Below are 26,656 nucleotides of genomic sequence, written 5' to 3'. Positions count from 1 at the left end.
TATAATACGAATATTCTGTCATTTGTAAGATATATGCAAAAATAGCCTTAACGGGTTAGGCGTTAAGGCCGTTTTGAACATTTATTGTAAGGAATCTAATAACAATTCCCAGTCATCCATTGAAAATGTAACGTTCGTCGAGACTGCGTATACATAATCTCCCTTTTCCCACATAACGTAGTCCCCCTGTCTACCATCCCCATTCATATGAAAGAGCTGACCATTCAAATTGAACTCCTTCATCGTCGAGGAGGAAGGTGAAGGGAGTTCATCTTTCACATCCTTCGGGGCTTGTTCAAACGTCATTTTTCCTTCTGGATAACGGATAAAGGTTTGTCTTGTGATGAAAGAATTTTCCTGAACTTTTTTATACCCCATACTAATTCGTTCAAAGGAGTCCGGTAGTACATTGAAGGTGGAAATCGGTGCTTCCACGTGTTCTTCTAACTCTTTAACAGTGTCTACATACGTCATAGCCTCCGGAAAAGCGACCGTTTCTTGTGTAAAGGCCCCCTCTGGAATAATGAATTCTTTTGCTCTTGTAAGACCTGCCCAACTAAGTATAAGAAATAAAAGTAAGCACACTATAAGTAATGAGCTTTGAGACACTCTAATCATGATAGAAACCTCCTCATATAGCTAGTACTACTTTATTCACGTAGCCTTCCATTTATGAAGAGATTCCGAGTGAAGCACATTGATTGTCAAACTAATGAAGCATCCTTTATATTAGATACATACCAACCAGTTGGTTTCTAGAAAGGGGGTTCTTTTATGAATAAAGGAACCTTAGCTAAAGAAGAGATTGTATCCATCGCTGCAGATGTGATTCGTTCCAAAGGTTATCAAGCTACATCTGTTAACGATATATTAGTGGCTGGAGATATTGGCAAAGGAAAGTTCTTTCATTACTTTAAGACTAAACACGATTTAGGGATTGCTGTTGTAGATCGCTATATTGATACTTGGAAAACCAATATGATTGAAGGCATTCTTCAAACAGATTCCTCTGCTGATTTACGAATTCAGCACATGCTTGAAGAAACAATTGAATCTTTTCAAGACTCCAATGTTCGAAAAGGTTGTCCTTTCGGGAATCTAGCTATCGAAATGAGCGAACATGATGCATCTTTTAGAAAGCGCATTGAATCCTTTTTCCATGAATGGGCGTTAGCTCTTAGTGAGACATTAATGGAAGCAGAACTTGCCACTCCTAAAGATGCTTACGAATACGCAGAGCATATCATTAGTTCTATTGAAGGCTCGATCTTAATGGCGAAAGTAAAGCAAACGTCTAAGCCAATTGAAAATACCATTTTTCATTTAAAGAAAACATTATTTCATTAAAGGAGAATTTCACATGTCTACTATTCAAATGAGAGTTAAAGCAAATGCAGAAGGTGCAAAGGTAGAAGCAAAAGCGAAAAAGCATACCATTATTATTGATGAACCAGAACAACAAGGTGGCACCGACCAAGGTGCGAATCCACTTGAAACCCTACTAGCTGCCCTAGCAGGCTGCGAGAACGCAGTTGCTAATATGGTGGCGAATGAAATGAACTTTGACCTTCAAGGGATTGAATTCGAAATTCGTGGCGAATTAGACCCCCGCGGTATGATGGGAACAGAAGGCGTACGCCGTCACTTCCAAACCGTTACAGTAAATGCTCAGGTTAAAACAAGTGAGTCTGATGAACGCATTCAAGAATTAAAAGATAAAACAGATGATCGCTGTCCTGTTTTCCAAACCCTATACAATGCGGATGTAAATATGGTCGCAAACTGGACCAAAGCATAAAAACACGACTAAATTCAGGCACGCTCAGTAAGCTATGAGCGTGCTTTTTTTCATCTATTGGGACAGCCTATCTGCATGATTAGTCACGAATAGAAGAGGGTAAACTTCGTGAAGAGTAGCTAAAGCTACGAACCTATGGAGGTGAAAAAATGGAATTCACGCACGTTAGCAATACAGGAATAGAAACTTCACGAATCGGACTAGGAACTTGGGCCATTGGTGGCTGGATGTGGGGTGGCACAGATGAAAACCAATCCATAAAAACCATCCACGCCGCTTTAGATAAAGGCGTTAATCTCATTGACACCGCTCCGGTATATGGCTTCGGTCGTTCTGAAGAAATTGTCGGTAAAGCCGTTCAACAATATGGAGGTCGTGAGAATATCACGCTCGCAACGAAGGTTGCCATGAATTGGAAAGACGAGCAAGTTTACCGTGATGCATCTAAAGAACGCATTCACAAAGAAATTGACGATTCATTACGTCGACTTCAAACGGATTACATTGATGTTTACCAAGTACATTGGCCAGACCCAACCGTCCCGATTGAAGAAACAGCAGAAGCCCTTTATTACTTATATAAACAAGGCAAAATCCGATCCATTGGTGTGAGTAATTTCTCTCCAGAACAAATGGATACGTTCCGTGAAGCGGCTCCGCTTCATACGGTTCAGCCCCCTTACAACATGTTTGAAAGAGGGATTGAAGAAGACATTCTCCCCTATGTTCAGGAGCATGGCCTTCATACATTGTTATATGGTAGCTTATGCCGAGGATTGTTAACCGGTAAAATGTCTAAGGATAGTCAATTTGATGGCGATGACCTAAGAAATAACGATCCTAAATTCCAGCAACCTCGTTTCGAGCAATATCTCAATGCCGTACAAGAGCTAGACCAATTAGCCCAGAATCGATTTGACAAACGCATTATCCACCTGGCTCTTCGATTTATATTAGATCAACCTGGTACAGGCACTGCCCTATGGGGTGGTCGGAAACCAGAACAAATGGATCCGATTGAAGAAGTAATGGACTTTAAAATTGATGAAGAAACCCAGAAAGACATTGATGAAATATTAGTTAAAAATATTAAAGATCCTGTAGGACCTGAGTTCATGGCTCCTCCTACAAGGAAAGATCTATAAAAGGGTTCAACCCCCCTCGATTATCGAGGGGGTTTTTCTACGCTCATTCACACTTACGTATTTTTTTAGTCATCTATCCCCTTCACCGTATTCAAGATCAATGGTTAATCCAAAATCACTTAAATAATGATGAGCATCCATTTCCGTTGTATGGAGATGAATGTCTTTTTCCACTGGAAAATTATAATAGGTTTGTTTAAAGGTATGATGATCTATACGTCTTTCCACCCGATCATGTTCATAGCGATTCCCATCACCATCCGTTATCCAGAACGTACTCGCTTGTGTGGCTTCATCTTCCCCTTTGACGGTGTAGGTAATGGTTACATTCTCACCTTCTCTTTCTACACTATCTACATTCAACTGCCCCATCTCGCCTTGAGACAATGTTACAGGTTCTCCAGTCCATTTCTTACTCCTAAACACCACAGGTTCAACCGCTTCCTCTGAAGTTGGGATTTCCATAAGGTATGGTCGTATACTTAACGTTTCTGGTAATTGTTCTCTGTATGGTTCTAGATCAACGGTATACTTACCACTAACTTTTCCATCTTCTGATCCAATAGAATGGCTACTTGCTCCGATCCCCCTTAACACTTTCCCGTTTTCATCTTCTACAACAAAATCAAGATGCTGATTGTTTTGGATGATCTTTGAGTCTTCAGGGGTAAGCATTTGGAACTGAATTCTAGTGGAGGTTGATGTAAAGCTTACCGTACTATAATGAATGTGATCCTCCCCACTTTTGAAACTTTTATTAATCGGCATAACCTTTGAGTTCCCCTTTTTGATAACAGGTAAGTCTACTTGCCACTCAGATCCATTCGCTTCACCGCTAAGTGTAAGCAAGAATTCATGAGGGAGTTCTTCTTGGGTTCTAATCGACATGGTCTCACCGTAAACGCCTTCTTCGATCTTCTGACCCCCCGCCCCGATTCCGTAGTTGTCTAATGGTTCTCCGTCTACGAGAACATCAGGCATCCCTGGCAGGACCAATTTGTTCAGATGATCTGACATATTTAAGTAGCTAATATATATACTGTTTCCATCATATAAGGTTTCTGTAAAGATAATGGTTTGATCTCCTATGTTCACTTGCTCCCCTGTTGAAACTGTTAACCCGCCTTGTTGCCCACTTTTCTCTCCTAACCCGCCTACTTTCTCCATTACAGAGCCTACAAAAGGTACATCCTTCAGGGAATCGGCAATTGTTGTAGACACCGAAGAGCTGTTAATCAAAATGCCTGTTGCTACTACAGCGGCTGTTATGCCATACAACCACTTTTTCTTTCCTGTTTTCTTGTTCGGCAGGGATTTTAATGTAGATTCCATTCGCTTCTCAACAGACTCTGGCAATTCTTTATTCACTTCTTCATCTAATAGGTGTTCCCACTTTTCCATGATGTTTCCTCCTCCCTGACTTGTACTCGTGCTCTCTTTTTTGCCCTGCGTAACTTTGTTTTAATTGTATTCTCTGGAACCTCCATTACGTGGGCCATATCTCTTATCGTAAAGTCTTTTATGTAGAACAATTGAAGAACGAGGGCATCTTCTTCGGTCAAATGAGAGAGTAACTCTTTCACTTCAATCCGATCAAACCCTCTCTCTACAAACGCTTCTTCATGAACCTTATCTAATGAAACAATTTTCTTTTGTTTTCGAATAATGGCATAACATTCATTCATCACGATCCGAATGAGCCAAGTCTTAAAATACTTTGGTTCTTTCAGCGTGTGAATGGAGTGAAAAGCTTTTAAAATAGCTTCTTGTAAAGCATCCGCACAATCTTCATCTTGTTTTAAAATAGTTTTCGAGACACGATACATCGTGGTTTTATACTCTCTGATTAATGCCTCAAAAGATGCTTTATTCCCTTTCCTGGCTCGCTTTACTTCTTTTATTAGGTTCACACGGCTTCCCTCTTTCTTTCAAACTCATAGGTTAGAGTCGTAAGTGACAAGAAAAGTTTCACTAGAGTTATTTTTCACCTTACCATACGACGTGGCCTGGTACCTCTTGAGCATTGCAATAATAAATAGTGAAAAAAGATGAACTGTATTCTTCCTATACGTCGTCGAAATTGTTTGCTAGAGTGAATGTATACAGCGATAAAGGAGAACAACTATGAGAAACATTTTTAAGATACTAGTGTTGTTTATAATAATGGTGGGAACAGCTTGCAGTCCTCAAAACGAAACCATGCAAGAAACCAAAACAGAAACTACTACTTCCTCTTCTACAGGAGAAAATCAAACGAAACAAGAAGCAACCGTCCTTCGTGTGGTAGACGGAGATACTTTGTCTGTCTCGATAGAGGGGAAGAAAGAGACGATTCGATTGTTACTTATTGATACGCCAGAAACCAAGCATCCTGACTTGCCTGTCCAGCCCTTTGGGCCAGAAGCGAGTCAATACGCTAAAGAGCTTCTTACAAATGAAGAAGTGATGCTTGAATGGGGAACAACGAAACGAGATAAATACGATCGCTTACTCGCATACGTATACATAGATGGTACGCTTTATAATAAGGATATTATTGAACAAGGCCTTGCACGTGTAGCTTACGTATATCCCCCAAACGATAAATATGTAGACACATTACGCGATGCTGAACAACAAGCCAAGAAGAAGAAGAAGGGGATATGGAGTTTGGAAGGGTATGTGACGGAGGATGGTTTTAACTCCGAGATGACCATCAAGAAGAGCCCAACTCCTAGTAAAAACAATTCCACTGAATCTAATAATCTTTTATATGATCCAAACGGGGCCGATCGAGATTGTGGGGATTTTAGTAAACAAAGCCAGGCTCAAGCATTTTTCGAAGCCGCAGGAGGTCCTTCAAAAGACCCCCACCGGTTGGACCGAGACGGGGACGGGGTTGTCTGTGAAACCTTACCATAATAAGTTGAAGTGTTCCATATAAAGCGGCTTAGGAGCCCGTTATACTTAATGCGTGCTAACACTCAAATTTAATAGCGCATAAAAAAGCGATCCGCCTCTATTAGACGGATCGCTTTTTTCGCTTGATCAAAATGAAGTCAAACTAAGCTCTTCTTGCAGCTTGCTGTATAGGATCCCAAACACTGTTAAAAGGAGGTGCATAAGAAAGGTCAAGATCGACAAGTTCATCCACGGTCATCGAGTGGTATAGAGCCGTGGCTACTACATCAATCCGTTTATCGACCCCTTCTTTACCAATAATTTGAGCTCCTAATAACGCACGCGTCTGATCATTATAGACGAGTTTTACTTTCATAGGATCTTCTTTTGAATAGTATCCTGCAGCGTGCGATGAATCAATGGTTACAGAGGTGTTAGAGAAATGAAGCGCTTCTGCTTCCCTCTCTGATAAACCTGTTTTCCCAAGATTTATATCAAAGAATTTAATAATAGACGAACCTACAATTCCTTTAAAAGTAGTAGGTTGATTAATCATATTCAAACCTGCAACTCTTCCTTGTTTATTCGCATGAGTCCCAAGAGGGATATAATCTGATTTTTGCTTAAGGCGGTGATATTGTGTAGCGCAATCTCCCGCTGCATAAATGTCCTTGATCGTACTCTCCATATATGCATTCACTTCAATGGCACCCTGAACACTCGTGAAAATACCCGTACCTTGTAAAAAGGATGTGTTTGGCGTTACCCCAACAGCTACGAGGACTAGGTCTGTCGCATGTTCACCATGGTCGGTTACAACACACCTTACACGACCTTTATCATTGGTTTTGAAACCTTCTACTGATTCCTTAAATGTCAGCTTCACGTTTTGTTTGGTCGCTTCCTCATGGATAAGGGCACTCATATCCTCATCGAAAATCTTGGCGAGCCGTTCGCCACGTTCGATAATTTGAACGTTTTTCCCAATGTCAGAAAGGGTTTCAGCCATTTCAAGACCGATGTATCCCCCACCGATAATCGTCACATTCTTGATATTCTCATTTATGTAATCCATTATTTTTTCCGCATCGGGTATGGTTTTTAGGGTGTAAATCCCTTCTGATTCAATGCCTTCCCACGGCGGACAATTCGGATTCGCGCCTGTTGCGACAAGAAGTCGATCATAATGATCTTCGAACTGTTCTCCAGTATGATAATTGGTTCCATACACCATTTTTTTCTCACAATCCACACTTGTTACTTCATGTAGCGTATGTGTTTTAATTCCATACTTCTCCTGAAACGTTTCAGGTGTTCTGGCAATAAGGTCCTCAGTGGATTCCACTATGCCATTAATGGTATAGGGTAACCCGCACTGCCCATAAGAATAGGTTTCTCCCTTTTCGTACGTAACGATTTCATTTCCTTCACTATTTCGTACAATTTGCATCGCGGCACTCATTCCTGCCGCATCTCCCCCGATAATGATGTATTTCATCCTAACACCTCTTTTTATACTGTTATATCTTCTATGTTCCTCTATTAGCTTTTCCATAAACCCGATGTGGTATAGCTAAATAAAGAGTTTGTTAGAATAAAAAACCCTGCTCAAAAGGAGCAGGGTTTTGTTTAGTTAATATTTAGGGTCAGCGACTTTTACTAACTGCTTTCCTAAGTTCTTCCCTTGGAACAGACCAAAGAATGCATCAGGAATGTTTTCGAAGCCATCTGTTATTGTTTCTTCATATTTTAATTTTCCTTCAGAAAGCCATTTTGCAAGGTCTTGAACGCCTTCATCAAAGCGGTCTGCATAGTCCCCTACGATAAACGCTTGAATCTTAGCACGAGCTTTAAGGAGTTTTGGTTGTACGCGTGTACCTAAGTCAGCATCTGTACGGTTGTAAGACGAAATAGCTCCACAAAGCGGTACACGTGCGAAGGAGTTTAACAAGTTAAGAACAGCGTCAGAAATTTCGCCTCCGACGTTATCGAAATATACATCAACGCCATTAGGGCATAGACCAGATAGAGCTTCTTGTACATCATCAACGGTCTTATAGTTAACCCCTGCATCAAAACCTAATTCCTCAGTAATATAGTTTACTTTTTCATCAGAACCAGCAATCCCTACTACGTGTGCACCTTTTAGTTTTGCGATTTGACCGACAATCATACCAACAGCACCAGCTGCACCAGACACCACAACAGTCTCGCCTTCTTTCGGCTCTCCAATATCAAGTAAGCCAAAGTAAGCTGTTAAACCTGTCATGCCTAATACGCCAAGATAAGCTGATAAGGGAGCTTGTTCTCCATCAATTTTGCGAACTTGACTTCCAGGAACGGTGTTAAAATAACGCCAGCCAAGAAAGCCTGTTACTTTATCACCTGGTTTGAACTGATCATCTTCTGACTCGACTATTTCTCCCACAACTGTACCATTAATGGTTTCGTTAAGAGGGAACGGCTGCGTGTATGATTTCTGATCACTCATCCGGCCGCGCATATAAGGGTCTACAGAAATATATAAGCTTCGAATTACGACTTCTCCCTTTTGAGGAGATTTAATTTCTACATCTTCATAAGTGAAATTTTCATGAGTAGGCATCCCTTCAGGACGCTTTGCTAAAACGATTTGTTGATTTTCTGTTGTCATAATAAAAAATGCTCCTTCCATTTAGCACCTTGAATTTTTAACATAGCAAATCATCATCTTGAAGATCAACTTATTCGACTTATGGGTGTTCATCTATGGTGAGCTTAATAGTATCCGCAATTTAATGCTTCACCAATCAGTTACTCACAACACCCAAACCTCTACCGAAAAAGTATTTATAACCTTCCACATGATATAGTTCACCTTACTTCTTATTTTAAAACCTTTTCTAGAGCACTACGGTAGCTGGAAAGAGATAAGAATATCCATATTAATAAATTAAGGAAACTAAAAAAAGGATCATCCTACAAAAGTGATGATCCCTCTCTTTTAATCTTTATGTTTTCCAAGAAACGCTCCATATCTTTAGAAGACTCAATGACATGAATTGTTTTATGGCGAGCTGCTTTATGTAATTGTTCGTTTAACTTCGGACGTTTATCCCTTCTAAAGTTCCACACATATTTGATAAACTCCCAATCCAGCTTTTCTTCACACCCTTCCGTCATATCAGGTCTCGTCTGATTTCGATTCAAAAAATACCTCTTCAAGATTCGGTAAAGACAAACCTTTCTTGGTGGATCAATCCATATGACAGTATCTGCTTTCTCCAATCGTACACCAAGGGTCCCTCCATAATTCCCATCAATTATCCAAGATGCTTGATTCATAACCTCTTCCTGTAAAGCGATGAACTCATCACGTTCCCTCATCACCCATCCAGGTAACCAAAATAACTGATCTAAGTGGTATACCTCCTCGTTTACAAGCCTTCCAAGTCGCTTAGAAAACGTCGACTTTCCAGCACCGGGACTCCCTATCACAATCACCCGCTTCATAAAACCCCTCCCACTGTAATAGTTTACCATATCAAAGGGTGTCAGACACCCTTTAGCACACTAGCGAATCAACGCGTGTCTGACACGCTTTATCTTGGTAATGGCACGACGTGTTGCTTTACTTTGTTACAGGGAGTTTCTATAATAGATGCAAGTTAGATAGGAGGTTCTTATGGATAGTCGTCATTTACGATATTTCGCAGAGGTTGCTCGCTTAAAGAGTTTTACAAAGGCTTCCCATTCTCTAAAGCTTTCCCAACCTGCATTAAGTAAAATGATCCGTAACCTTGAGGAAGAACTTGATGTTACGCTCATTGATCGTTCTAAAAAACAAATTACATTAACAGATTCAGGAGAACTTGTTTATCAACAAGCTCAGCGTGTACTTGGGGTTATGGATGATTTGACGAGTTCCCTATACGATATGGTGCACTTAAAGAAAGGAACAGTAGAGTTTGGCTTACCGCCTTTAATAGGTACACTGTTCTTCCCAGAGCTAATCGCCCAATTTAGAAATCAGTTTCCTGGTATCTCGATTAAGATTACAGAATATGGAGCAAAGAGAATTGAAAAAAGCCTTGAAGAAGGTCACGTTGATGTGGCTGTAGCGGTTGCACCGATCGATGAAACGATCTTTAAAGCTTATCCATTTAATGAAGAAACAATGGAAGTTGTCCTGCCTACAGATCACCGCTTAGCTAGCAAAGATACGGTTGAACTTTCAGAACTAGCCGAGGAGAAATTCATTTTATTCCAAGAAGACTTCGCGATGCATGACATCATTCAAGACTATTGTCAGTCTGTTGGATTCTCTCCACAGATTGAGCTTGAAAGTTCACAGTGGGATTTTATTGTAGAGATGGTAAAAGCTCATATCGGTATCGCCATCATGCCAAAGTCCATCTGCGAGAAAATTATCGCCACAGAGGTCAAAAGCATCCCAGTAGTCAACCCAAGTGTTCCTTGGACATTGGCTTTAATCGTTAAACAAGACCGATATTTACCCTATGCAGCCAGGGAATTTATCCAATTTGTACGTGCATCTAAATCATAACTTTTAGTTATGATTCAAATAAGAAATATGTATTTTCATTATGCAATCTAGCATCCTATAATGAAAGTACGTCAACAGCATGAATAAGATTAGATCCCAACCTGTCTTTTTCATGAAAGGTTCTCCCAAACCTTTGACTCCCAAAAGCTTTCAAAATCAAAAAGATCATTCTTGAAAAGAGCCCTTCCCAAGGCTCTTTTCGCATGTTCAGGGGGTGTAAGCATTTACAAGTCCTTTATGAAACTCGTATTACAATTTTTGCTCATAAATGTATTTTTCTTTATAGGAGTAGCCATACAGCAGCTTACACAGTTCCCAATACCGGGAAGTATCTTCGGGTTAGTCTTTCTTTTTCTTGCCCTTCACTTCGGCTTAGTCAAGTTGGAATGGGTTGAGGAAGCTGGTAAATGGCTTCTTGCTGAACTTCTGCTCTTTTTCATTCCTGCTGCGGTCGGTATTGTTCAATATCCAGAAATGGCTGGGTGGAATGGATTCCAGATCCTTCTGATTATTTTAGTTAGTACGATTTTAGTAATGGGCATTACTGGCTTTGTCGCCGATTTTCTTTCCAAACGAAGAAAGGAAGATGAGCAATGATCTACCTAATTGCAACCATTCTTATTTATATTATTAGTAAACGTTTATATAAAAAATATCCAAAAGCTTATTTAACGCCACTGCTTGTTGTACCTGTTGTCTTAGTGGCTTTACTAGTTTTATTCGATATCCCTTTTCAACATTATGAAAACGGAACAAGTATCATTAGCTACTTCTTAGGACCTGCCACAGTAGCATTTGCAATTCCTATTTACAAACACTTTGAACTGATCAAGAAATTCATGGTAGAAATTCTATCAAGCATTGTAGCTGGTTCTGTGGTCGCTGTGGTTTCGAGCTTTTTCTTAGGATACCTGATTCACTTAAGTGGAAGCTTTATGACAAGCATTATGCCAAGGTCTATTACAACCCCTATTGCGATGGAAGTCTCTGAGACCATTGGCGGTGTACCCGCTTTAACAGCTGCCTTTGTAGTAGCAACAGGCATTATAGGCTCTATTGTAGGTCCCCATGTGATTAAAATGTTTTCCTTACAATCACCTGTAGCCCGCGGTGTCTCTTTCGGTGTGGCCGCACATGGCGCCGGAACGTCGAAGGCATTTGAACTCGGGGATCAGGAAGGTACTTTTTCTAGCCTCTCCATGATTATCGCTGCAGGTGTTACACTTGTTTGGGGAAACACATGGATTCCACATTTCCAACACTTTTTCATTCAATAACAAAAAAGAACCCGTTTGCTTCAGAAGCAAACGGGTTCTTTTTGATTTTCGTTATCCCTATTTCTTTCCTGCTTTAAGATCAGCCGAGAATGATTTCAACAAGCCCCATGTCATAATTAGCAAGATTATCGTAAGCGGCAATCCAGTTATGATCGTAGCGGCTTGAAGACCATCCACTCCTCCTGACCACATCAGGATCGCTGCAACGGCTACCATTACAATTCCCCATGCTAATTTCACAAAGAATGGTGGGTTCAAGCTACCATTATGCGTCTGCATTCCAAGAACAAACGTAGCAGAGTCTGCTGAAGTCACAAAGAATGTCAAGATAAGAAGAACGGATACTCCTGATAGAATAAAGCTAAAGTTCATCTGTTCAAACACAAAGAATAAAGCCGTTTCTAAGCTCTGACCAGCCACATCAATTCCTTGAATGTGATCGTAGAAAATTCCCGCGCTACCAAACATACCAAACCAAAGTGCACAGACAATGGATGGCGCGATAATAACAGCGACAAGGAACTCACGAACTGAACGACCTCTTGAAACCCGAGCAATAAATGTACTTACAAAAGGTGTCCAAGAAATCCACCATGCCCAGTAGAAGATTGTCCAATCTTTTACCCACTGATTATTCTCCTGTTGGAATGGTGAGAATCGAAGCCCCATGCTTGGAAGGTTCTGAATATATGAACCAAAAGTAGTCGAGAACGTCTCAAGCATGAATTGAGTAGGACCAAGGAATAAAAAGGAAAAAAACAAGATAACGGCTAATATCAAGTTTGCATTACTTAAATAACGTATTCCTTTAGATAACCCGCTCGCTGCTGATGTAATAAATAAGACCGTTGTGATACCCATAATGACAAGTTGCACGCCAAAATTATTTGGAATTTCAAATAAGAAATTCAATCCTCCATTAATCTGCTGCGCACCAATTCCTAGTGATATAGCAACTCCAAAGAGGGTTGCAAAAACAGCGATGATATCAACGACCATTCCGATGGGACCGTTTGCACGATCACCTATCACAGGCCTTAGTGTCACACTCATTAATCCAGGCATATCTTTCTTAAACTTATAATAAGCTAGCGCAAGTGCTACAATAGCGTAGATGGCCCATGCGTGAAAACCCCAGTGAAGATACGTATAACGCAATCCTACTTTTGCTGATTCGATCGTATTGGCATCTCCGAATGGAGGCTTGGAGTAGTGTGATACAGGTTCTGATACACCATAAAACAGTAATCCTATTCCCATACCAGCACTAAAGAGCATAGCGAACCAAGTTGATGTACTATATTCTGGTTCTTCTCCTTCTTTACCTAATTTAATCTTTCCATACTTACTAAAAGCAATGACCAAAGCGATGACAAAGAAGAATGTAGTAGCTAATTGATAGAACCAACCAAATTGATCAAGCACAAAGCTTTTACCAGCACTCATGACGTTAAACATTTGATCGGGTAGTATAGCTCCCCAAAGTACAAATGCAACCCCTATGGTTAATGAAATCCAAAACATTTTCGTGAAACTCTTCACGTATTTTCCTCCTCTTTTAGTGGACGCTCCATTATTCTCCGAGCGCAGGAGAGTTTATGTAGCTAAAGAATCGTTTCCCTCTCCCATAAATGAATCTCTAATAACTAATCCCTTTTTTACAACGTTTCAAACCTTTACGTAACTAGAACACCTTTCACCGCCCTATTCAGGATAAAATGATAAAATATTCCTTTTTTCGACTCATTTCGCCCTTTCATTAGTTTCATATGTTACAATAGGCTCTCAGAAATTTCAAATTTTAATATGGAATAGGTGAACAGCATGAGGTTAACACGTTGGAGTTTTGACCGTAAAAATAGAATACGAGGGTATTTTGATAAGTTTCCAAACTCAACAATCTATTTCAGAAGAATTAGACGATATTATAGTGTTTATACATTAGATTGGAACGAGGAAGATCCAATGGTGACTATGGAAGATCGTGAGGAAATGCAGCGATTGTTAAACGAGGAAATCGGAAGGCTAGAAGCTTATAAAAACAGAAAATCGCGAGAACACATTTAAGTTCTCGCGATTTTTAACTTCTTCTTACAGAGCTCTATTGTCATTAGATTGTGGAGTTTGAATAGAAGACGTCGTTGGAGCTGTTTGCTCTTCTTCCTCATAAGAGTTTGTTAACTCTTCTTTAGCTTCTGCTGCCTTTTCACCGACATCCTTTAATTCCTCGCCCGTTTCTTTAACGGTAGACACAATTTCTTCTGATTCTTCTTTCACATCTTGCATTTGCTTGGCCAGGTCTTTCCCCTGATCATTAATAATGCTTTGAATTTGGTTAACCGCTTCTTTCGTAGCCGTAGCCGTACGCTGGATTCGGTCTACAAGATCATCTTTTGTACCTTGCGGATCCTCTTTAACGGTTGAAACGTAACTACTTACTGATTCCTTTGTAGAAGAAGATTTTTCTTTAAGGGAGTTTCTAGTGTCACGGTTTATTAGTGTAACCGCTCCTCCTACTAATGCTCCGATTGCCATATAGAATGTAACTTTTCCTAATCCACTTTTTTGATTCGCCATATTCATTCTCCTTTGTGTAATCGATTATTGTTGTTGATTGGTTTGTTCTAGTGCATTTTTCATTGCTTTCTTACGTTTCGTTAAGAAATAACTAAACGCAATAGCACCGTATAACCCGCGCAAGTTTTCTTCATTTACGACGGTCCTGCCGTCACTAGTATTCTTCTTCAAGGAAGAAGTCATATCGACTAATGAGGAAGTTAACTTTCTAGATGACTCCCCCACATCGCCGATTATGTAAAACAAGGGACTAAGCGTGCGAATCTTCTCATTCACATCTGCTAGGGTATCTTTGCTTTGCCCTAATACTTCTGCTGTTTGATTCATCACTCCATCAAGTTGTTCAGGTAATTTCTTAACCGTTTCGTCGACCCCATTTAACACGTGAGCTAAATTATTAAGGGTACGCGCCACAAAGATCGAAATGATCGCAAAAGCGATTCCTATAATAAGTACTCCAATTCCTACTAACGTCAAGCTTATTCACCTCTTTCCATTATACTTGTGTTTGCTGTTTGGTCATCTTCCACTTTTGATAAAGAGACATAGCTGTCGTGCCCCAATGATAGGCTTCCGTCACTTTAACGGAATGATCGGCTGTATAAGTCCTTAATGTACTTGGGACCCCTTCAATCGATCGATTTAATTGAATAAGGGAAGAACCTAGACCATGTAATGAGTGAAAAACAGGAGTAAGAGCATCTGTCTTCTCTTTTACATCGTCTACAATGAGATGAGTTTCCTGAACCATCTCTTCTGTTTCTTTTGTAATACCGTGAAGTTGTTGTTCTACTTCAGAAAGTGTGTTCCCTAAGTCATCCATAGACTTCGATACTGACGAAAGCAGTTTCGCAAGGTAAATGGCTAATATGGCAAAGGAAACAGAAACAATTAATATACCAATATAAAGATAAATCATCATCCCTATCCTCCCTTCTCTACGTTTTACCACAACACTCTCTTATCAAAACACATTCTTTTAATCTTGACGATTAAAATGTTTTCCAAAAGGGGATGGAATATGTACAGATAGGTACAAAATGTAAGGAGGATACACTTTGAAGTCATTTATGAGTTATATAAAAGAACTTAAAAACAAATTTCTAGAAAACAATACACCAATACTGGCTGCTGCACAAGCTTATTATTATCTGTTAGCAATCGTCCCTCTACTTATTTTAATGCTCTCGATCCTTCCATACTTACAGATTGATCCCGATCAAGCGATCGATTTTATGGGAAGTATGATTCCAGACGAGACCATGAGCATATTTAAAGAACAGATTATCAGCCTAGTGGACTCTCCTAAAGGAGGATTATTGACTGTTGGTATTATCGGTACCCTTTGGTCTGCCTCCTCTGGCGTCATGGCTTTTATAAAATCTGCTAACTTGGCTTATGATGTAGAAGAAACAAGGTCCTTCATTAAAGTCCGATTATTATCGATTATTCTCACTCTTGGTATGATTATCGCCATTGCTGTTGCACTTATTCTGCCTGTATTTGGTGATTTAATTATTCAGGGGATTAACGAAGCCCTACAGCTACCTGAACAATCCGTATTATTGTTCCAGTTTCTTAGGTGGGCGATTGGAATACTCGTCATGACTGGTATTTTAATGGCTTTATATCATTTTGCACCGAATAAAAGCTATCCATTTAAACACATTTTACCCGGGGCGATGATTACAGCGATACTCTGGCAAGTGATATCCCTTGCATTCTCTTTCTATGTAAGCAACTTTGGTAACTACTCCGCTACTTATGGTAGTTTAGGTGGCATTATTATCTTACTACTGTGGTTCTTCCTTACAGGCTTGATCCTTATGATTGGCGCTGAAATCAATGTCATCTATCATAAGAGGCACTCGAGCTCTTCAACAGATTCCACTTTCTCAGCATAAATAGAGCCCGGTCTTGAATCATCGGTTATTCAAGATCGGGCTACGTTTTTCTATATGTTGTTGATTTCTTACACTCACTTATACTTCCGGACATTCGTAACACTCATCAGCTTGAAATGTAATATTCTCAATAGCAAAAGGCGTCTTTCCATCGAGTGCAAGAAAGGCAGCAATCGATAATAGAGCGAGATCTAATTCAAAGCCTGCCATTTGACTATTCCCTAAAAATCCAATTGTTAGTTTCAATTGCGTAATCGAGAGCAGCATGAGCACAGCCACCACAGAAGCTACCACTCGAACTTTAAACCCAATCATCAAGAGGATCCCTCCCATAACTTCGATAACGCCAATTGAATATAGCAACGACATGGGAATCGTTAATGTCTCGAGAGCAATCGAGGTATTCCCCATCCCAATTTTAAATTTCGTAAGACCATGAATAAACACGGTAAAGCCTAAGAACAGACGCAAAAATAATACGCCTAGTTGTTGATGTTTATGCTTCATTCTACTCACCCTTTCTAAATACAAACGTACGATTCCTAACCAACTTACTTTATGTAACCTATTATAATCATGTAACCATGATACCACAAGTAATTTGTTTACGATAAGTAACAGAGTTACGATAAGAAATAAATTATGGTACACTATAGTTGAAGGAGAGATCGATGTGGAAGACTCTAGTTTATGCCCAAGATTTGAAAAAGCTGTCGGAATCATTAGCCAGCGCTGGAATGCACTTATTATTTATCAATTATTAGCTGGGCCGCAGCGAAACCATGAAATTAAAGACGCGATTGGAATTAGTGGACGTTTGCTATCTGAACGATTGAAAGATTTGGAAGCTGAAGGCATTATTAACCGAGAGGTATATGCTGAAACTCCTGTAAGAATTGAGTATTCTCTAACAGAAATGGGACATTCTTTAAAACCTTTAATGAGGGATATTAAAGCATGGGCCGATGAGTGGTTGGACATCCCAGATCAAAAACAGTGTGAAAAGTAATCCCCCAGACCTAACATATCGAGGCCATTTTGAAAAAAGGATGGAATCCTGACTCGGATTCCATCCTTTTTTCTTTTTCCTATATTTTTTATTGGTTTTGTGACTGCTTCCGAGCGAAGATGGCTGTTCCTGCTAACATCGCTAGCACAGAAAGAATAATCCAAGTGAAGTCGTTGGAAGCTTGAGAGCCGCCCATCCCTGTATCAGGCATTTCTGAAGGCATATCAGCTTGGAACTTCTCTGGTTGGTGATTGACGAAACCAGAAGATAATGCTTTGGCTGCTCCAAACATGTGACCATAGGATTCACGAAGCGTCTCGTACGCCATATCGTAATCTTCATCAGCATATTGATCAAAGGTTGTAATCAGGTAATCAACATGACTTTGTAAGTTTTTCGCCAATGTTTCCGATTTTAATTCACCTTCTGTTGCTTTCTCCAAGAACATGGAGAAGTCCTGGCGATATTGATCGAGAGCATCTAGCGCTTGTTGTTTCTTCTCCTTATCCTCTGCACCTGTAGCTTTTACATAGTCAACAAAGTGTCCGATATGATTCGTCCACATCTTCTTAAATTGTTGCCCAGCTTCTTCTCCGTATATTGAACTGATCGCAGCAGCCAGGTCATCTGTATTGTTATTTAACGCTTCCGTTGAAGCCTTAAAATCATCTGAGCCGTCAATTCCGTTCTGCATGGCCATCATAGCAAGTCCAGCGTGTTCAGACATGAGGTGGTCAAGTGTTGAACGAAGATCTGCTGCTGGCGTTACTGCTTTCGTTCCATTAAATTTGTCCGGATATTGGTCTACAATGGCACTCGAAAGTCCTTTACTTACCCCGTACATATGTTCAATTGCTTTTCGTTCATATTCGTAAGCTTTCTCATAGTCACCAGCTACATAACTATCAAATGCTCCGATTAGTTGTTTGACATGCATTTGTAAGCCTTCTGCAAGCTTACCTGCTTCTAATCGTTCCCCTGTCGCTGTTTCTAAGAACTGAGAGAAATCTTTACGATAGTCGTTTAATTCTTGAATGGCTGCTTCTTTTGCTTCAGCATCATCATTTCCTGTTGCTTTCACATAATCAACGAAATAGCCAATATGGTCGGACCACATTTGTTTGAATTGATCTCCTGCTTCTTCCCCATATACAGAACCGATCGCTTTTGATAAATCTTCGGTATTACTGCTTAACGCATTGGCGGATGCCTCAAAATCTGAAGCCCCTTCTGCTCCTTTTCTCATCGTTTCAACTGCTAAATAAGCATGTTCACTTAACAGACGGTCTAAAGATGCTCTTAGTTCAACGGCCTCTGTCATAACAGTTGGTTTAGATTGACTATGTTCATCCGCATTCACAATGCTCGCCGTGGTTGGTAGTAGTAAAGAGAAACTTAAAGGGACAGTTACAAGTGCTTTTTTCATATTCATTCTTAGATCCACTCCTCTTTGTTTTGATTATTCACTAAGCTATCGAGGCGGATCTTCATTTGGATCACCTTTTTTTAAAAAAAGTTATAGATATAAGAAAAACCGCTCGAAAATGAACTCGAGCGGTTGGTTAAATCTCTTGATTTCTTTAGTCTTCTTCACCCTCATAACTAAGCATAAGTAAAGATTGGTCGGGATCATCTTATCTGCTAGAGTGCCCCTTCAAATAGCGGTGCGATAACCGTGTACACCGAGAAGACAAAGACAACGTAAAACGTTTTAGAACGCACTCTTCCTCTTAACAAACGCTGTTTCCCCTCTGATCTCCTGTGCTTGAAGATTGAATAAAGACAAAATAAGGATAAAGAAATCCCGAACCACACTTTCCCAATATTGCCCATGTAAGAAATGCCAGCTTGTTCATAAATAAAACGAAGACCGTACTCACTTACTAAGATGCCAATAGCAATGAATAGAAACAATTCTCCTATGGTCACAGCGTACCCTTTTACAATTTCCAAACTTCCCCCTCCAATCACCTCCACCTTAACATAAATTTCCATTTAATACTAAATAAAATAGACCTGGATCTACACAGACCCAGGTCTTCTCTCTATAACTCTGAAGATACGATAATGTCCCCTTGAGGAGTCTTGCTCGTAGCGTCTGGTTCTTTTGTTATGGCAATGGTATCAAAATCGCCTTGAGCTTCTAAACGACTTAATGAGAAGGCTACAGCTCCTTCCCCATTTTGATTGGTCACAAAGCTCCCCGCTCGGTATGGAGTCTCTCCATTAATGAGCCATACTTGGTACACTTCATCTCCCTGTAAACGTCCCATCTGCTGAGCTTCTACTACAAGAGTCATATTATCTTGTTGTTTAATAATCGAAGCCGAAGCCAACGCCTCTTGTTGCCCAGACAACGTTACTTTCTTTGATACTTCATCGATACTTTCTTCGACATTTGACGTTGCTCCATCTTCAGTTGCCAAGAAGGAATAAACATTTCCAGATAGGGACAACAACAATCCAGCCGCTAGTAGCGTAGTCCAAGGTTTCTTGACACGTTTTTCCTGTTTATGAGTCGTGAGCGATGCTACATTTTCCTCTTTATACTCTTCTTTATGCGCTACATTCGTATCTGTTTCTATTTGTTCCCCCTCAAAAACATTCGCTAACACCCTGCTTTTCATTTCTTTCGGGGGCTCTACTGGTTCTGATGCATATGGCAATTCTTCCATAAGACTTTCCATTTCTTCTACTTCCTCACGACATTCGTCACACTCTTCTAAATGGGCTTCAAATGCACGTTTTTCTTCCCCTTGTAGTTCTCCGCTTATATAGTCAATTAATCGGTCGCATTGTTTAGGCATCACTCACACCCCCCTTCTCTTCGATGGTGGCCAGCTCTTTTTTTAGTCTTTTTAAAGCTAGCCTAATTCGACTCTTCACCGTACCTAAAGATACATCTAAACCTTCCGCAATTCGTTGTTGGGTCCAGCCTTTAAAGTAAAATAATGTGACAATTTTCTTCTGTTCTTTCGGAAGTTGCTTCATAGCTTGCCTGATCATACTTCCTCTCTCTTTCCATTCCACGAGGTCCTCAACAGAAGGCTCCTGTTCATTTGTTGCATCCCACTCTTCATCTAAAGCATAATTTTGATTTTCTTTTTTACGTAACACATCAATAGCCGTATATCTGGCTACTGTAATGATCCATGATGAGAATTTCCCTTTCGCCTCATCGTATGTTGCCTTTTGTGTCCAAATTTTTATAAAGACTTCTTGCATAACTTCTTCCGACATCTCCTTTTGCCCGCAAGTCTTATAGGCAAAGGAGTAGAGTAACTTTTCGTATTTATCATAGATCTCTTCGAGCGCTTGTTTATCGCCTTCTAAGACCTTTAGATAAAGATCATAGTCCCGCTCCTTCATACCATTCTCCTTTAACGATCAATAATATCCATATCATAGCATACTGAGTGGGGCCGGGAGTAATTATGGGAATGGAAGCTATAAAGAAATCGAATCAATTCCCTTTTCAGATCACTTTTAAACCAAAAAAGTCACCTTTTTATAAGGTGACTTTTCTATCTATCTATTAATTGTTTAACACATCAAGCAATACTTCTAAATTATGGTTCATTAAACTAAAGTAATCCTCATCTGCCTCTAAGTCTTCTTTTGTGAGGACAGACAAATTGTGAATTCGCTTCAGATCTGCATTCATTTCTTTTTGAATAACAGATGCCACTTTAGGTGTTACATTTTGTTCGAACAGAATAGTATTGATATTATTTTTCTTTGACTTTTCTATAATAGTCTCTAATTGCTTCTGTGATGGCTCATTTGTAGGTGACAACCCTGATATGGCAATCTGCTCAATCCCATACGCTTTTTCCCAGTACCCATAAGCTGCATGAGAAACTAGTATTTTATTAGAATCAGCTGATTCTAATTTTGAGTGGAACGTTTGATCTAATTCAGTTAGTTCTTCCTTCAAATCTTCGAAATTAGCTTCAAAATCTTCTTTAGAATCCGGATCTAATTCTACTAGTTGGTCTTTAATGTTCTCCGCTAATGTAATGGCCCGTATTGGATCAAGCCACACGTGAGGATCCTCATCCCCATGGTCATGACCTTCATGGCCTTCTTCTTTATGACTTTCACCTTCATGTTCATCTTTATCCTCATCCTCATGACCATGCTCTTCGTGACTTTCTTCTGTATGGTTTTCACTCTCCTGAGTCTCCTCGGCGTGATCATGTACATGAGTTAATAACTCAACCCCATTTGAAGCTTCTAAGATTTGAACCCCTTCATCTTCGATTGATTCTGAGATTTTAGTGGCATAGGCTTCTAAGTTGGCCCCGTTGTAAATAAAGGCATCTGCCTTTGCTAGTTCCACCATCATCTTAGTCGTTGGCTCAAATGTATGAGGATTCGCCCCTGCTGGTAAGATTGACTCTACTTCAACATGTTCTCCGCCAATTCTCTCCACAAAATCTTGTAATGGATATAAAGTGGTATAGATTTTTAGTTTACCAGATTCTTCTTTCCCTTCTCCTGATGCGCTTTTCCCCTCTCCATTTCCACAAGCTGCAAGAACCAGTAACAGAATAATGGAACCCCATGTAAAAATTCGTTTATGCATCTATAGTTCCTCCTGACCTTTTTATGTATATGAACAAGATACATCATATCGTAACGATTACGTTTTGTAAATAGTAATCGTTACGTTTTAATGAACCCTTTCAGTAAAATAAAAAACAGAGCCTCTAGGGGCTCTGTTTTAAACACATGAAGGGCATTTTCCATACACTTCAAACTTATGATTTTCAATCTGATGTCCAGGTAGTGTAGATACCACATCTTCAACCGGACACAAGTTAATCGGGCTCGTCTTACCACAGCTTGTGCAAATAAAATGATGGTGGTGTCCGTGCGTATCACAATGAAACCGAAAATGCTTTTCTCCGTCAAGCGTTGTCGTTTCTAAAATTCCAATTTCAGCAAGCGTATATAAATTTCGATAAACAGTATCATAACTGGCACCCGGGAAATCGAGACGGAAGACTTCAAAAAGATCTTTAACAGACACGTAAGCATCATATTGATCAAATAAATCTAATAATTTCTTACGTTGCTTCGTATGTTTATACCCATGATCCTTTAATACATTGAGAGCTTTAGTGGAATTCATTCTATCATCCCTTTATAGCAACTTCCTTCCTATTATAAGTCATCAAAAGGAAACTGTACATGGATGTGCAAACGAGTCAATTATCTCATCACGCCCCCACCGGAAATTTTCATAGATTCTCCTACAATATTCTCCGCAGCTTCACTCAGTAAAAACAGAATAGAGTTTGCTACTTCTTCCGGTTGTGTAATACGGCCAGAAGGAAGACCTTGTTCAGCGACTTCAAGTTGTTCTTCGAAGCTTCTTCCTTCGCGTTCTCCCATAGAAGCAATCGAGTTTCTTCCCATTTCTGTATCTACAAATCCAGGGCACACAGCATTCACTCGTATATTGTGTTCAATCGCTTCGTGAGCAAATGATTGAGTAAAGGCCGTTATTGCAAATTTTGATCCACTATATGCCGTGTTTCCATACGTACCCCGAAGCCCTGATAAAGATGAGAGGTTTACAATAGCCCCTGCTTTCTTCTTTTTCATCTTTTCATATACTCCCTGGGTGAATAAGACTGTGGAGAAGAAGTTTAACTCCATTGTAGAACGTAGCTCTTCCTCTGAGAGGTCTTCCAACGTCCCACCGCCTGTTTTACCAGCTGAATTAACCAATCCGTCCACTGGTCCAATCTCTTGTACAGCTTCTTCTATGATCCGTTCCCGGTCTTCACGTTTATTTAAATCAGCAGGAACACTTAAGACATGAGCGCGACCATCAAGTGCGATGCATTCGTCTTTCAATTGATAGAGTGTTTCAGAATTCCGCCCCGTGATCGTAATGGCAGCACCAGCTTGCACCGCTGCTTTAGCAGTTTCATAGCCGATTCCACCCGTGGCTCCTGTAATGATGATATGCTTTCCTAGTAAAGCGTCTTGTGCGAAAATGGTCATCGTTTTCCTCCTCAGATATGGTCCTACCTATTTAACCTATTTCATAGGAATTTAAACGCAAGTGTATCCTTTCTCTCGAGCTGGGCCTTGAACTATCCTACCTAACCTAAGAATTTCAACACTAAACTAAATCCTCATAAAAAAAGCTGTCCCTAAAGTATGTGACTACTCTAGAGACAGCTTCGTTTAATAAGAATAAAGGTATTTCTTTTCATCTTTAGCAGAATTCGAGGAGGGCAGCATCAATTCTTGATCCAACGATACAATTTGAAAAGAATAGCGTTCATAGCTCCCTAAGTCTTTGAGTGCATTTACAAAACGTTTGGCGGCTCCAAAATCATTAAAAACGAGATCCTGATTGTCTGTACTTTGAAAAGTAATCTTCGTCATTTGATTATAGTATGCAATAACTTTGAACCTCATGGGAAGTCGCCTCCTCAAAGGTAATTCTTCTACCTTTTCATCTATTATCCGCCAAAAATTCTGAAAATTCAATACGTACAGCGCGATTTTCTTCAGTCTTAATACAAAACGACATAATCCGACATAATTTGGCGTTATTTTTCAATCCCCTTGTCTTGTACACGTACTCCTTGAAAAGATTGATCTCGGTGTAGCCCATAAAAGCCAGCAAACGAGACAATAATAAAAATGCCCCCCGCAATACTTCCCATTACAGGAGAAGGATAGAGAGTCAGCATAATCCCAGTAACAAACATTGACATTCCCATCACCACATTTGATACCATATCAAACAATGAATAAACAGGTCCCTGACTCTCTTTAGGCAGTTGCTTCATAAGGATCGTATCCATTGCCCCTTTCCCAATCCCTCCACTTAAAGAAATAAATGAAAAAAGAAGCAATGCATAGTGAAATCCATTTACCTGACTTAACAGAATTTGAAACAGCCCTTCCATAAAAATGGTTACGATAGCAAAAGGCATTAAAACGTTTTTCTTCCCAATTGGAAACCACATACTTAAAACAAGCCCTAATCCTAGAGCTCCATAAAAGAGGCCAATTCCTATATCCCCCATTTGAAAGCGTTGATACGCATACACACTTATAAGCACATTAAAAATTCCATCAGCTGCTGAGATCGAAGCTTCTATCAAAAACAATTTGCGGAATAAAGAATGCTCCATTGTTACTTTCCATCCACATTTTATAACAGAAAGCACCGTTTCTTTTGAAGATGAGATGATGACTTTGGTTTCATGCAACGTTAAAAGAATGAGAGCAGCTAACAAAAAGGTAAACGCATTTATAATAAACACGAGCTGCGGACTAAAAAGATAGGATACTACCCCACCCACTGCAGACCCCATAATTAAAACAATTCCTAGTAGAACTTGCTCTAGTTTGTTTACACGCAGTAAATCTTCCTTATCCATATGTCGCGATAGATAGGTGCGTCTGACAGGTTGATAGATGGCTTCTGAACCCGCTAAAAGAAACAGAACCGTATACACAATCCATAGATCCTTGGAGCCATCTACCAGCAATAAAGATAAAGCAAACAAAATTCTCACAAGATCGGTAACCACCATGATTCTCTTTAAAGAGAAAACAGTCGAAAGCCATCCTCCTAATGGGGAGAAGAATAAGTAAGGAATAATTCGAATCGCCAGTGCACCTCCCACCGCGACACCTGAACCAGTAATCGACAAAACCATCGCTAACACAGCTACTTGGTTAAAACGATCTCCTATTCCATTAATGATTCCTGCAGTAAAAACTTTTCTATACGATTGTTTTAAACGTTTATGCACCAATTCTCCCCCTTTACTAATTAGATATATATCGAATTAGTTGCGATAGAAAAAGAGTGCTTCTTAAAAAGCACTCTTAAAATTGTAGCGGCCACATTTCCTTAGGATTAAGTTCATACTGATTATTCTCACGATACATAAAATGATTCATTACCCACTCACGTCGAATGGTTGCATAATCTTCGTGGAATTCCTTAATATACTCATTAATTTCTTTCTCTTCATACAGTCTCCCTGTCTCTATACCTCGGATCATATAAGCCAAGACTACGAGCTTCTTCTTTCGTTGGCTCGGAATTTGCTTAAGCGTTCCTTGAGGAGTAAAGAAATTCTTCACGATGGATAGCTTATCTTTCTCTTCAACTTGCATATCAGGTCGCACATTTGTCACCTCCCCGATTTGTAAAATGGCGTTGGCGCTATATTCTAGCTTTTTCTGATCCAAATAAAAGTAAATCGTATTTTTATCTCTACGTTGATAAACAATTCCTATTTGCTTCAACTTTCCTACGTGATGTGTGATGGTTGGTGGCTTTAATCCTAACTTATTGGCAATCGCTTGCCCGTGCAGGGGACCTTGTTTAAGAAGGGAGATAATTCGTATCCTCGTAGGGTCTCCTACCACCTTATGAAAGTGGACCACTTTATCTAATTGCATCATGAAACCTCCATATTCGATGAATATCTAATTAGATAGTAACCTAATCTCCAAGTTTTGTAAACCGGAAATTAGGAATTGTTTCTTCTTATTAAAATAAGACATTATAAAAGAGGACAAGCCAATGGCTCCCCCTCTTCTCAATAAGCTAAATAATTATTTTGAAAAACGCTCGATCAATTGCTCTAGCTGGTTGGCTACAGATCGTTCTCCTTTTGATAGATCTGTATTCGAAAGATGGGTTCGAACATGACTTTCATCTGCATCTAGCGCTTCAGCCAGCAACCCTCCAAGCCCTTTAGCACGGCGGTCCACTTCTAACACAATCTCTACGCCATCGTCTTGCGGGAAGAACACCGCTTCAAGTTCATCAAGGTCCCCGCTGAAGCGACCTCCAGGGAGAAATTCAAATTCTTGAACAATATGGCCACGTCGTGCTTCTTCCATTTCCACTTTGCGTAACGAAAAGCCTAGTTCATGTTGTAATGCGGTCAAAATCGTCTGAACCGATTCAGAAGGGTCCACATGGATAAAATCTCGGTCTTTAGGATCGACAGCCATCGGAATATCTAATCCTGTTTGGAACCAGATTGGTAGACGGCCAAAACTTGCAGGTGTATTTAAAGGAAGAGTGAAAGAAAAGTCAATTTCTTTATCCTCCCCTTCTTTTAATGTGAAAGATTCCGCAATGTTAAAACGATGAATGATTTCTTCCTCGCGTACTTTACGATCGTCCACCTCTTTCACTACTTCAGTCATAAGGAATAAATGAATCCGATCGATTTGTTGCTCTGCATTTCCACCTTTCATCACAACCTTGCCTCGAACTTCTTCACCGGCTGCGAAACGCTCCTTTTCTAATTGTGTATCTACTTTAGCTGCCCCTACCCCAAGACTTGCCATAAATTTCTTAAACATCTCCATCATCCTTTCTAATCCTATTTGATACTTTCTTTACGTATCCTCATTCTCTAACGTTTCAAAAATAACGGATGCATTTATTTTATCATCCAACCTCTTATGTAAAGAACATTTGTTGATGAATCAGAAAAAAAAGGGGGTGAGTCAT

General features: G+C 39.9%; 32 protein-coding genes. 10 read left to right on the top strand and 22 right to left on the bottom strand.

Annotation, left to right across the window (positions count from 1 at the left end):
* Nucleotides 1–81: 81 nt before the first annotated feature.
* A complete protein-coding gene (locus QNI29_RS08720; RefSeq protein ID WP_231416095.1) occupies nucleotides 82–618 on the bottom strand; it encodes a hypothetical protein in 537 nt (178 codons plus the stop codon).
* A gap of 156 nt (nucleotides 619–774) precedes the next feature.
* Here QNI29_RS08720 and QNI29_RS08715 point away from each other — a divergent pair, with 156 nt between their 5' ends.
* The 3 genes from QNI29_RS08715 (at nucleotide 775) to QNI29_RS08705 (ending at nucleotide 2,943) form a co-directional block, all read left to right on the top strand.
* Nucleotides 775–1,347 (top strand): TetR/AcrR family transcriptional regulator, encoded by a 573-nt coding sequence (locus QNI29_RS08715; protein WP_231416093.1) that lies wholly within the window; start codon nucleotides 775–777, stop codon nucleotides 1,345–1,347.
* 13 nt (nucleotides 1,348–1,360) lie between these two features.
* Nucleotides 1,361–1,798: an OsmC family protein gene (locus QNI29_RS08710; protein WP_231416092.1), complete on the top strand. Its 438-nt coding sequence runs from the start codon at nucleotides 1,361–1,363 to the stop codon at nucleotides 1,796–1,798.
* Between the two features lie 149 nt (nucleotides 1,799–1,947).
* Nucleotides 1,948–2,943 carry an aldo/keto reductase gene (locus QNI29_RS08705; protein ID WP_231416090.1) on the top strand — a complete coding sequence of 332 codons (996 nt, stop codon included), beginning with the start codon at nucleotides 1,948–1,950 and terminating at the stop codon, nucleotides 2,941–2,943.
* 69 nt (nucleotides 2,944–3,012) lie between these two features.
* On the opposite strand, the gene QNI29_RS08700 is transcribed toward QNI29_RS08705, so the two are convergent.
* Both QNI29_RS08700 and QNI29_RS08695 read right to left on the bottom strand, forming a co-directional pair.
* The gene (locus tag QNI29_RS08700; RefSeq protein ID WP_231416089.1) at nucleotides 3,013–4,344 is read right to left on the bottom strand and encodes a DUF4179 domain-containing protein; all 1,332 of its coding nucleotides are present in this window, start codon (nucleotides 4,342–4,344) and stop codon (nucleotides 3,013–3,015) included.
* Entirely contained in the window at nucleotides 4,320–4,853 is a 534-nt protein-coding gene (locus QNI29_RS08695) for a sigma-70 family RNA polymerase sigma factor (RefSeq protein WP_231416087.1), read from the bottom strand. Before QNI29_RS08695 ends, QNI29_RS08700 begins: the two co-directional genes overlap by 25 nt.
* A gap of 214 nt (nucleotides 4,854–5,067) precedes the next feature.
* On the opposite strand from QNI29_RS08695, the gene QNI29_RS08690 reads away from it, so the two are divergent.
* Nucleotides 5,068–5,844, top strand: coding sequence for a thermonuclease family protein (locus tag QNI29_RS08690; RefSeq protein ID WP_231416086.1), 777 nt, complete (start codon nucleotides 5,068–5,070; stop codon nucleotides 5,842–5,844).
* A gap of 142 nt (nucleotides 5,845–5,986) precedes the next feature.
* Here the strand turns inward: QNI29_RS08690 and QNI29_RS08685 are convergent, their stop codons facing one another.
* The 3 genes from QNI29_RS08685 to QNI29_RS08675 all read right to left on the bottom strand — a co-directional run bounded on the left by QNI29_RS08685 (nucleotide 5,987) and on the right by QNI29_RS08675 (nucleotide 9,315).
* Nucleotides 5,987–7,321 carry an FAD-dependent oxidoreductase gene (locus QNI29_RS08685; RefSeq protein WP_231416085.1) on the bottom strand — a complete coding sequence of 445 codons (1,335 nt, stop codon included), beginning with the start codon at nucleotides 7,319–7,321 and terminating at the stop codon, nucleotides 5,987–5,989.
* A 135-nt stretch (nucleotides 7,322–7,456) separates the two neighbouring features.
* On the bottom strand, nucleotides 7,457–8,476 hold the full coding sequence (locus tag QNI29_RS08680; RefSeq protein WP_231416083.1) for an NADP-dependent oxidoreductase: 1,020 nt from the start codon (nucleotides 8,474–8,476) through the stop codon (nucleotides 7,457–7,459).
* A gap of 305 nt (nucleotides 8,477–8,781) precedes the next feature.
* Nucleotides 8,782–9,315: a DNA topology modulation protein gene (locus tag QNI29_RS08675; RefSeq protein ID WP_231416081.1), complete on the bottom strand. Its 534-nt coding sequence runs from the start codon at nucleotides 9,313–9,315 to the stop codon at nucleotides 8,782–8,784.
* 172 nt (nucleotides 9,316–9,487) lie between these two features.
* On the opposite strand from QNI29_RS08675, the gene QNI29_RS08670 reads away from it, so the two are divergent.
* From QNI29_RS08670 to QNI29_RS08660, 3 genes are all read left to right on the top strand, one after another.
* Nucleotides 9,488–10,369: a LysR family transcriptional regulator gene (locus QNI29_RS08670; protein WP_231416079.1), complete on the top strand. Its 882-nt coding sequence runs from the start codon at nucleotides 9,488–9,490 to the stop codon at nucleotides 10,367–10,369.
* Between the two features lie 237 nt (nucleotides 10,370–10,606).
* Nucleotides 10,607–10,966, top strand: a complete 360-nt coding sequence (locus QNI29_RS08665) for a CidA/LrgA family protein (protein WP_231416077.1) — start codon at nucleotides 10,607–10,609, stop codon at nucleotides 10,964–10,966.
* Nucleotides 10,963–11,646, top strand: a complete 684-nt coding sequence (locus QNI29_RS08660) for an LrgB family protein (protein ID WP_231416076.1) — start codon at nucleotides 10,963–10,965, stop codon at nucleotides 11,644–11,646. The genes QNI29_RS08665 and QNI29_RS08660 overlap by 4 nt, the downstream gene beginning before the upstream one ends.
* Before the next feature lie 57 nt (nucleotides 11,647–11,703).
* On the opposite strand, the gene QNI29_RS08655 is transcribed toward QNI29_RS08660, so the two are convergent.
* Entirely contained in the window at nucleotides 11,704–13,188 is a 1,485-nt protein-coding gene (locus QNI29_RS08655; RefSeq protein ID WP_231416074.1) for a BCCT family transporter, read from the bottom strand.
* Between the two features lie 282 nt (nucleotides 13,189–13,470).
* Between QNI29_RS08655 and QNI29_RS08650 the strand changes: the two genes are divergently transcribed.
* Nucleotides 13,471–13,713, top strand: coding sequence for a hypothetical protein (locus QNI29_RS08650; protein WP_231416073.1), 243 nt, complete (start codon nucleotides 13,471–13,473; stop codon nucleotides 13,711–13,713).
* Between the two features lie 24 nt (nucleotides 13,714–13,737).
* On the opposite strand, the gene QNI29_RS08645 is transcribed toward QNI29_RS08650, so the two are convergent.
* From QNI29_RS08645 to QNI29_RS08635, 3 genes are read right to left on the bottom strand one after another with little or no spacing between them, the layout of a single operon-like run.
* On the bottom strand, nucleotides 13,738–14,223 hold the full coding sequence (locus tag QNI29_RS08645; RefSeq protein WP_231416071.1) for a hypothetical protein: 486 nt from the start codon (nucleotides 14,221–14,223) through the stop codon (nucleotides 13,738–13,740).
* A 24-nt stretch (nucleotides 14,224–14,247) separates the two neighbouring features.
* A complete protein-coding gene (locus tag QNI29_RS08640; RefSeq protein ID WP_231416069.1) occupies nucleotides 14,248–14,700 on the bottom strand; it encodes a DUF948 domain-containing protein in 453 nt (150 codons plus the stop codon).
* Nucleotides 14,701–14,719: 19 nt separating this feature from the next.
* Nucleotides 14,720–15,145, bottom strand: coding sequence for a DUF948 domain-containing protein (locus QNI29_RS08635; protein ID WP_231416067.1), 426 nt, complete (start codon nucleotides 15,143–15,145; stop codon nucleotides 14,720–14,722).
* Between the two features lie 136 nt (nucleotides 15,146–15,281).
* Here QNI29_RS08635 and QNI29_RS08630 point away from each other — a divergent pair, with 136 nt between their 5' ends.
* Nucleotides 15,282–16,127 carry a YihY/virulence factor BrkB family protein gene (locus tag QNI29_RS08630; protein WP_231416065.1) on the top strand — a complete coding sequence of 282 codons (846 nt, stop codon included), beginning with the start codon at nucleotides 15,282–15,284 and terminating at the stop codon, nucleotides 16,125–16,127.
* A 78-nt stretch (nucleotides 16,128–16,205) separates the two neighbouring features.
* Here QNI29_RS08630 and QNI29_RS08625 read toward each other — a convergent pair whose 3' ends face one another.
* Nucleotides 16,206–16,634, bottom strand: a complete 429-nt coding sequence (locus QNI29_RS08625; protein ID WP_231416063.1) for a DoxX family protein — start codon at nucleotides 16,632–16,634, stop codon at nucleotides 16,206–16,208.
* Nucleotides 16,635–16,800: 166 nt separating this feature from the next.
* Between QNI29_RS08625 and QNI29_RS08620 the strand changes: the two genes are divergently transcribed.
* Complete coding sequence (locus tag QNI29_RS08620) at nucleotides 16,801–17,136, top strand: winged helix-turn-helix transcriptional regulator (protein ID WP_231416062.1); 336 nt, start codon at nucleotides 16,801–16,803, stop codon at nucleotides 17,134–17,136.
* 88 nt (nucleotides 17,137–17,224) lie between these two features.
* Here the strand turns inward: QNI29_RS08620 and QNI29_RS08615 are convergent, their stop codons facing one another.
* The 11 genes from QNI29_RS08615 to QNI29_RS08565 form a co-directional block, all read right to left on the bottom strand.
* Nucleotides 17,225–18,568 (bottom strand): copper amine oxidase, encoded by a 1,344-nt coding sequence (locus QNI29_RS08615; protein WP_231416060.1) that lies wholly within the window; start codon nucleotides 18,566–18,568, stop codon nucleotides 17,225–17,227.
* 209 nt (nucleotides 18,569–18,777) lie between these two features.
* Nucleotides 18,778–19,089 carry a hypothetical protein gene (locus QNI29_RS08610; protein WP_231416059.1) on the bottom strand — a complete coding sequence of 104 codons (312 nt, stop codon included), beginning with the start codon at nucleotides 19,087–19,089 and terminating at the stop codon, nucleotides 18,778–18,780.
* Between the two features lie 92 nt (nucleotides 19,090–19,181).
* On the bottom strand, nucleotides 19,182–19,943 hold the full coding sequence (locus QNI29_RS08605; protein ID WP_231416057.1) for an anti-sigma factor: 762 nt from the start codon (nucleotides 19,941–19,943) through the stop codon (nucleotides 19,182–19,184).
* Nucleotides 19,936–20,505 carry an RNA polymerase sigma factor gene (locus QNI29_RS08600; protein WP_231416055.1) on the bottom strand — a complete coding sequence of 190 codons (570 nt, stop codon included), beginning with the start codon at nucleotides 20,503–20,505 and terminating at the stop codon, nucleotides 19,936–19,938. The genes QNI29_RS08605 and QNI29_RS08600 overlap by 8 nt, the downstream gene beginning before the upstream one ends.
* Before the next feature lie 166 nt (nucleotides 20,506–20,671).
* Nucleotides 20,672–21,724, bottom strand: a complete 1,053-nt coding sequence (locus tag QNI29_RS08595) for a metal ABC transporter solute-binding protein, Zn/Mn family (RefSeq protein WP_231416054.1) — start codon at nucleotides 21,722–21,724, stop codon at nucleotides 20,672–20,674.
* Between the two features lie 138 nt (nucleotides 21,725–21,862).
* Nucleotides 21,863–22,273: a Fur family transcriptional regulator gene (locus QNI29_RS08590; RefSeq protein WP_231416053.1), complete on the bottom strand. Its 411-nt coding sequence runs from the start codon at nucleotides 22,271–22,273 to the stop codon at nucleotides 21,863–21,865.
* A gap of 80 nt (nucleotides 22,274–22,353) precedes the next feature.
* A complete protein-coding gene (locus QNI29_RS08585) occupies nucleotides 22,354–23,154 on the bottom strand; it encodes an SDR family NAD(P)-dependent oxidoreductase (protein ID WP_231416052.1) in 801 nt (266 codons plus the stop codon).
* A 186-nt stretch (nucleotides 23,155–23,340) separates the two neighbouring features.
* Nucleotides 23,341–23,577, bottom strand: coding sequence for a hypothetical protein (locus QNI29_RS08580; protein WP_231416050.1), 237 nt, complete (start codon nucleotides 23,575–23,577; stop codon nucleotides 23,341–23,343).
* 134 nt (nucleotides 23,578–23,711) lie between these two features.
* The gene (locus QNI29_RS08575) at nucleotides 23,712–24,929 is read right to left on the bottom strand and encodes an MFS transporter (RefSeq protein ID WP_231416048.1); all 1,218 of its coding nucleotides are present in this window, start codon (nucleotides 24,927–24,929) and stop codon (nucleotides 23,712–23,714) included.
* 76 nt (nucleotides 24,930–25,005) lie between these two features.
* A complete protein-coding gene (locus tag QNI29_RS08570) occupies nucleotides 25,006–25,587 on the bottom strand; it encodes a DUF2087 domain-containing protein (protein ID WP_231417546.1) in 582 nt (193 codons plus the stop codon).
* 156 nt (nucleotides 25,588–25,743) lie between these two features.
* On the bottom strand, nucleotides 25,744–26,505 hold the full coding sequence (locus tag QNI29_RS08565; RefSeq protein WP_231416047.1) for a sporulation protein: 762 nt from the start codon (nucleotides 26,503–26,505) through the stop codon (nucleotides 25,744–25,746).
* Nucleotides 26,506–26,656: the final 151 nt, after the last annotated feature.

It is taken from the genome of Pontibacillus chungwhensis, assembly GCF_030166655.1.
GTDB lineage: Bacteria > Bacillota > Bacilli > Bacillales > BH030062 > Pontibacillus.
The sequence above is the reverse complement of the archived record's forward strand: the minus strand, read 5'-3'. Positions and strand labels throughout refer to the sequence as shown.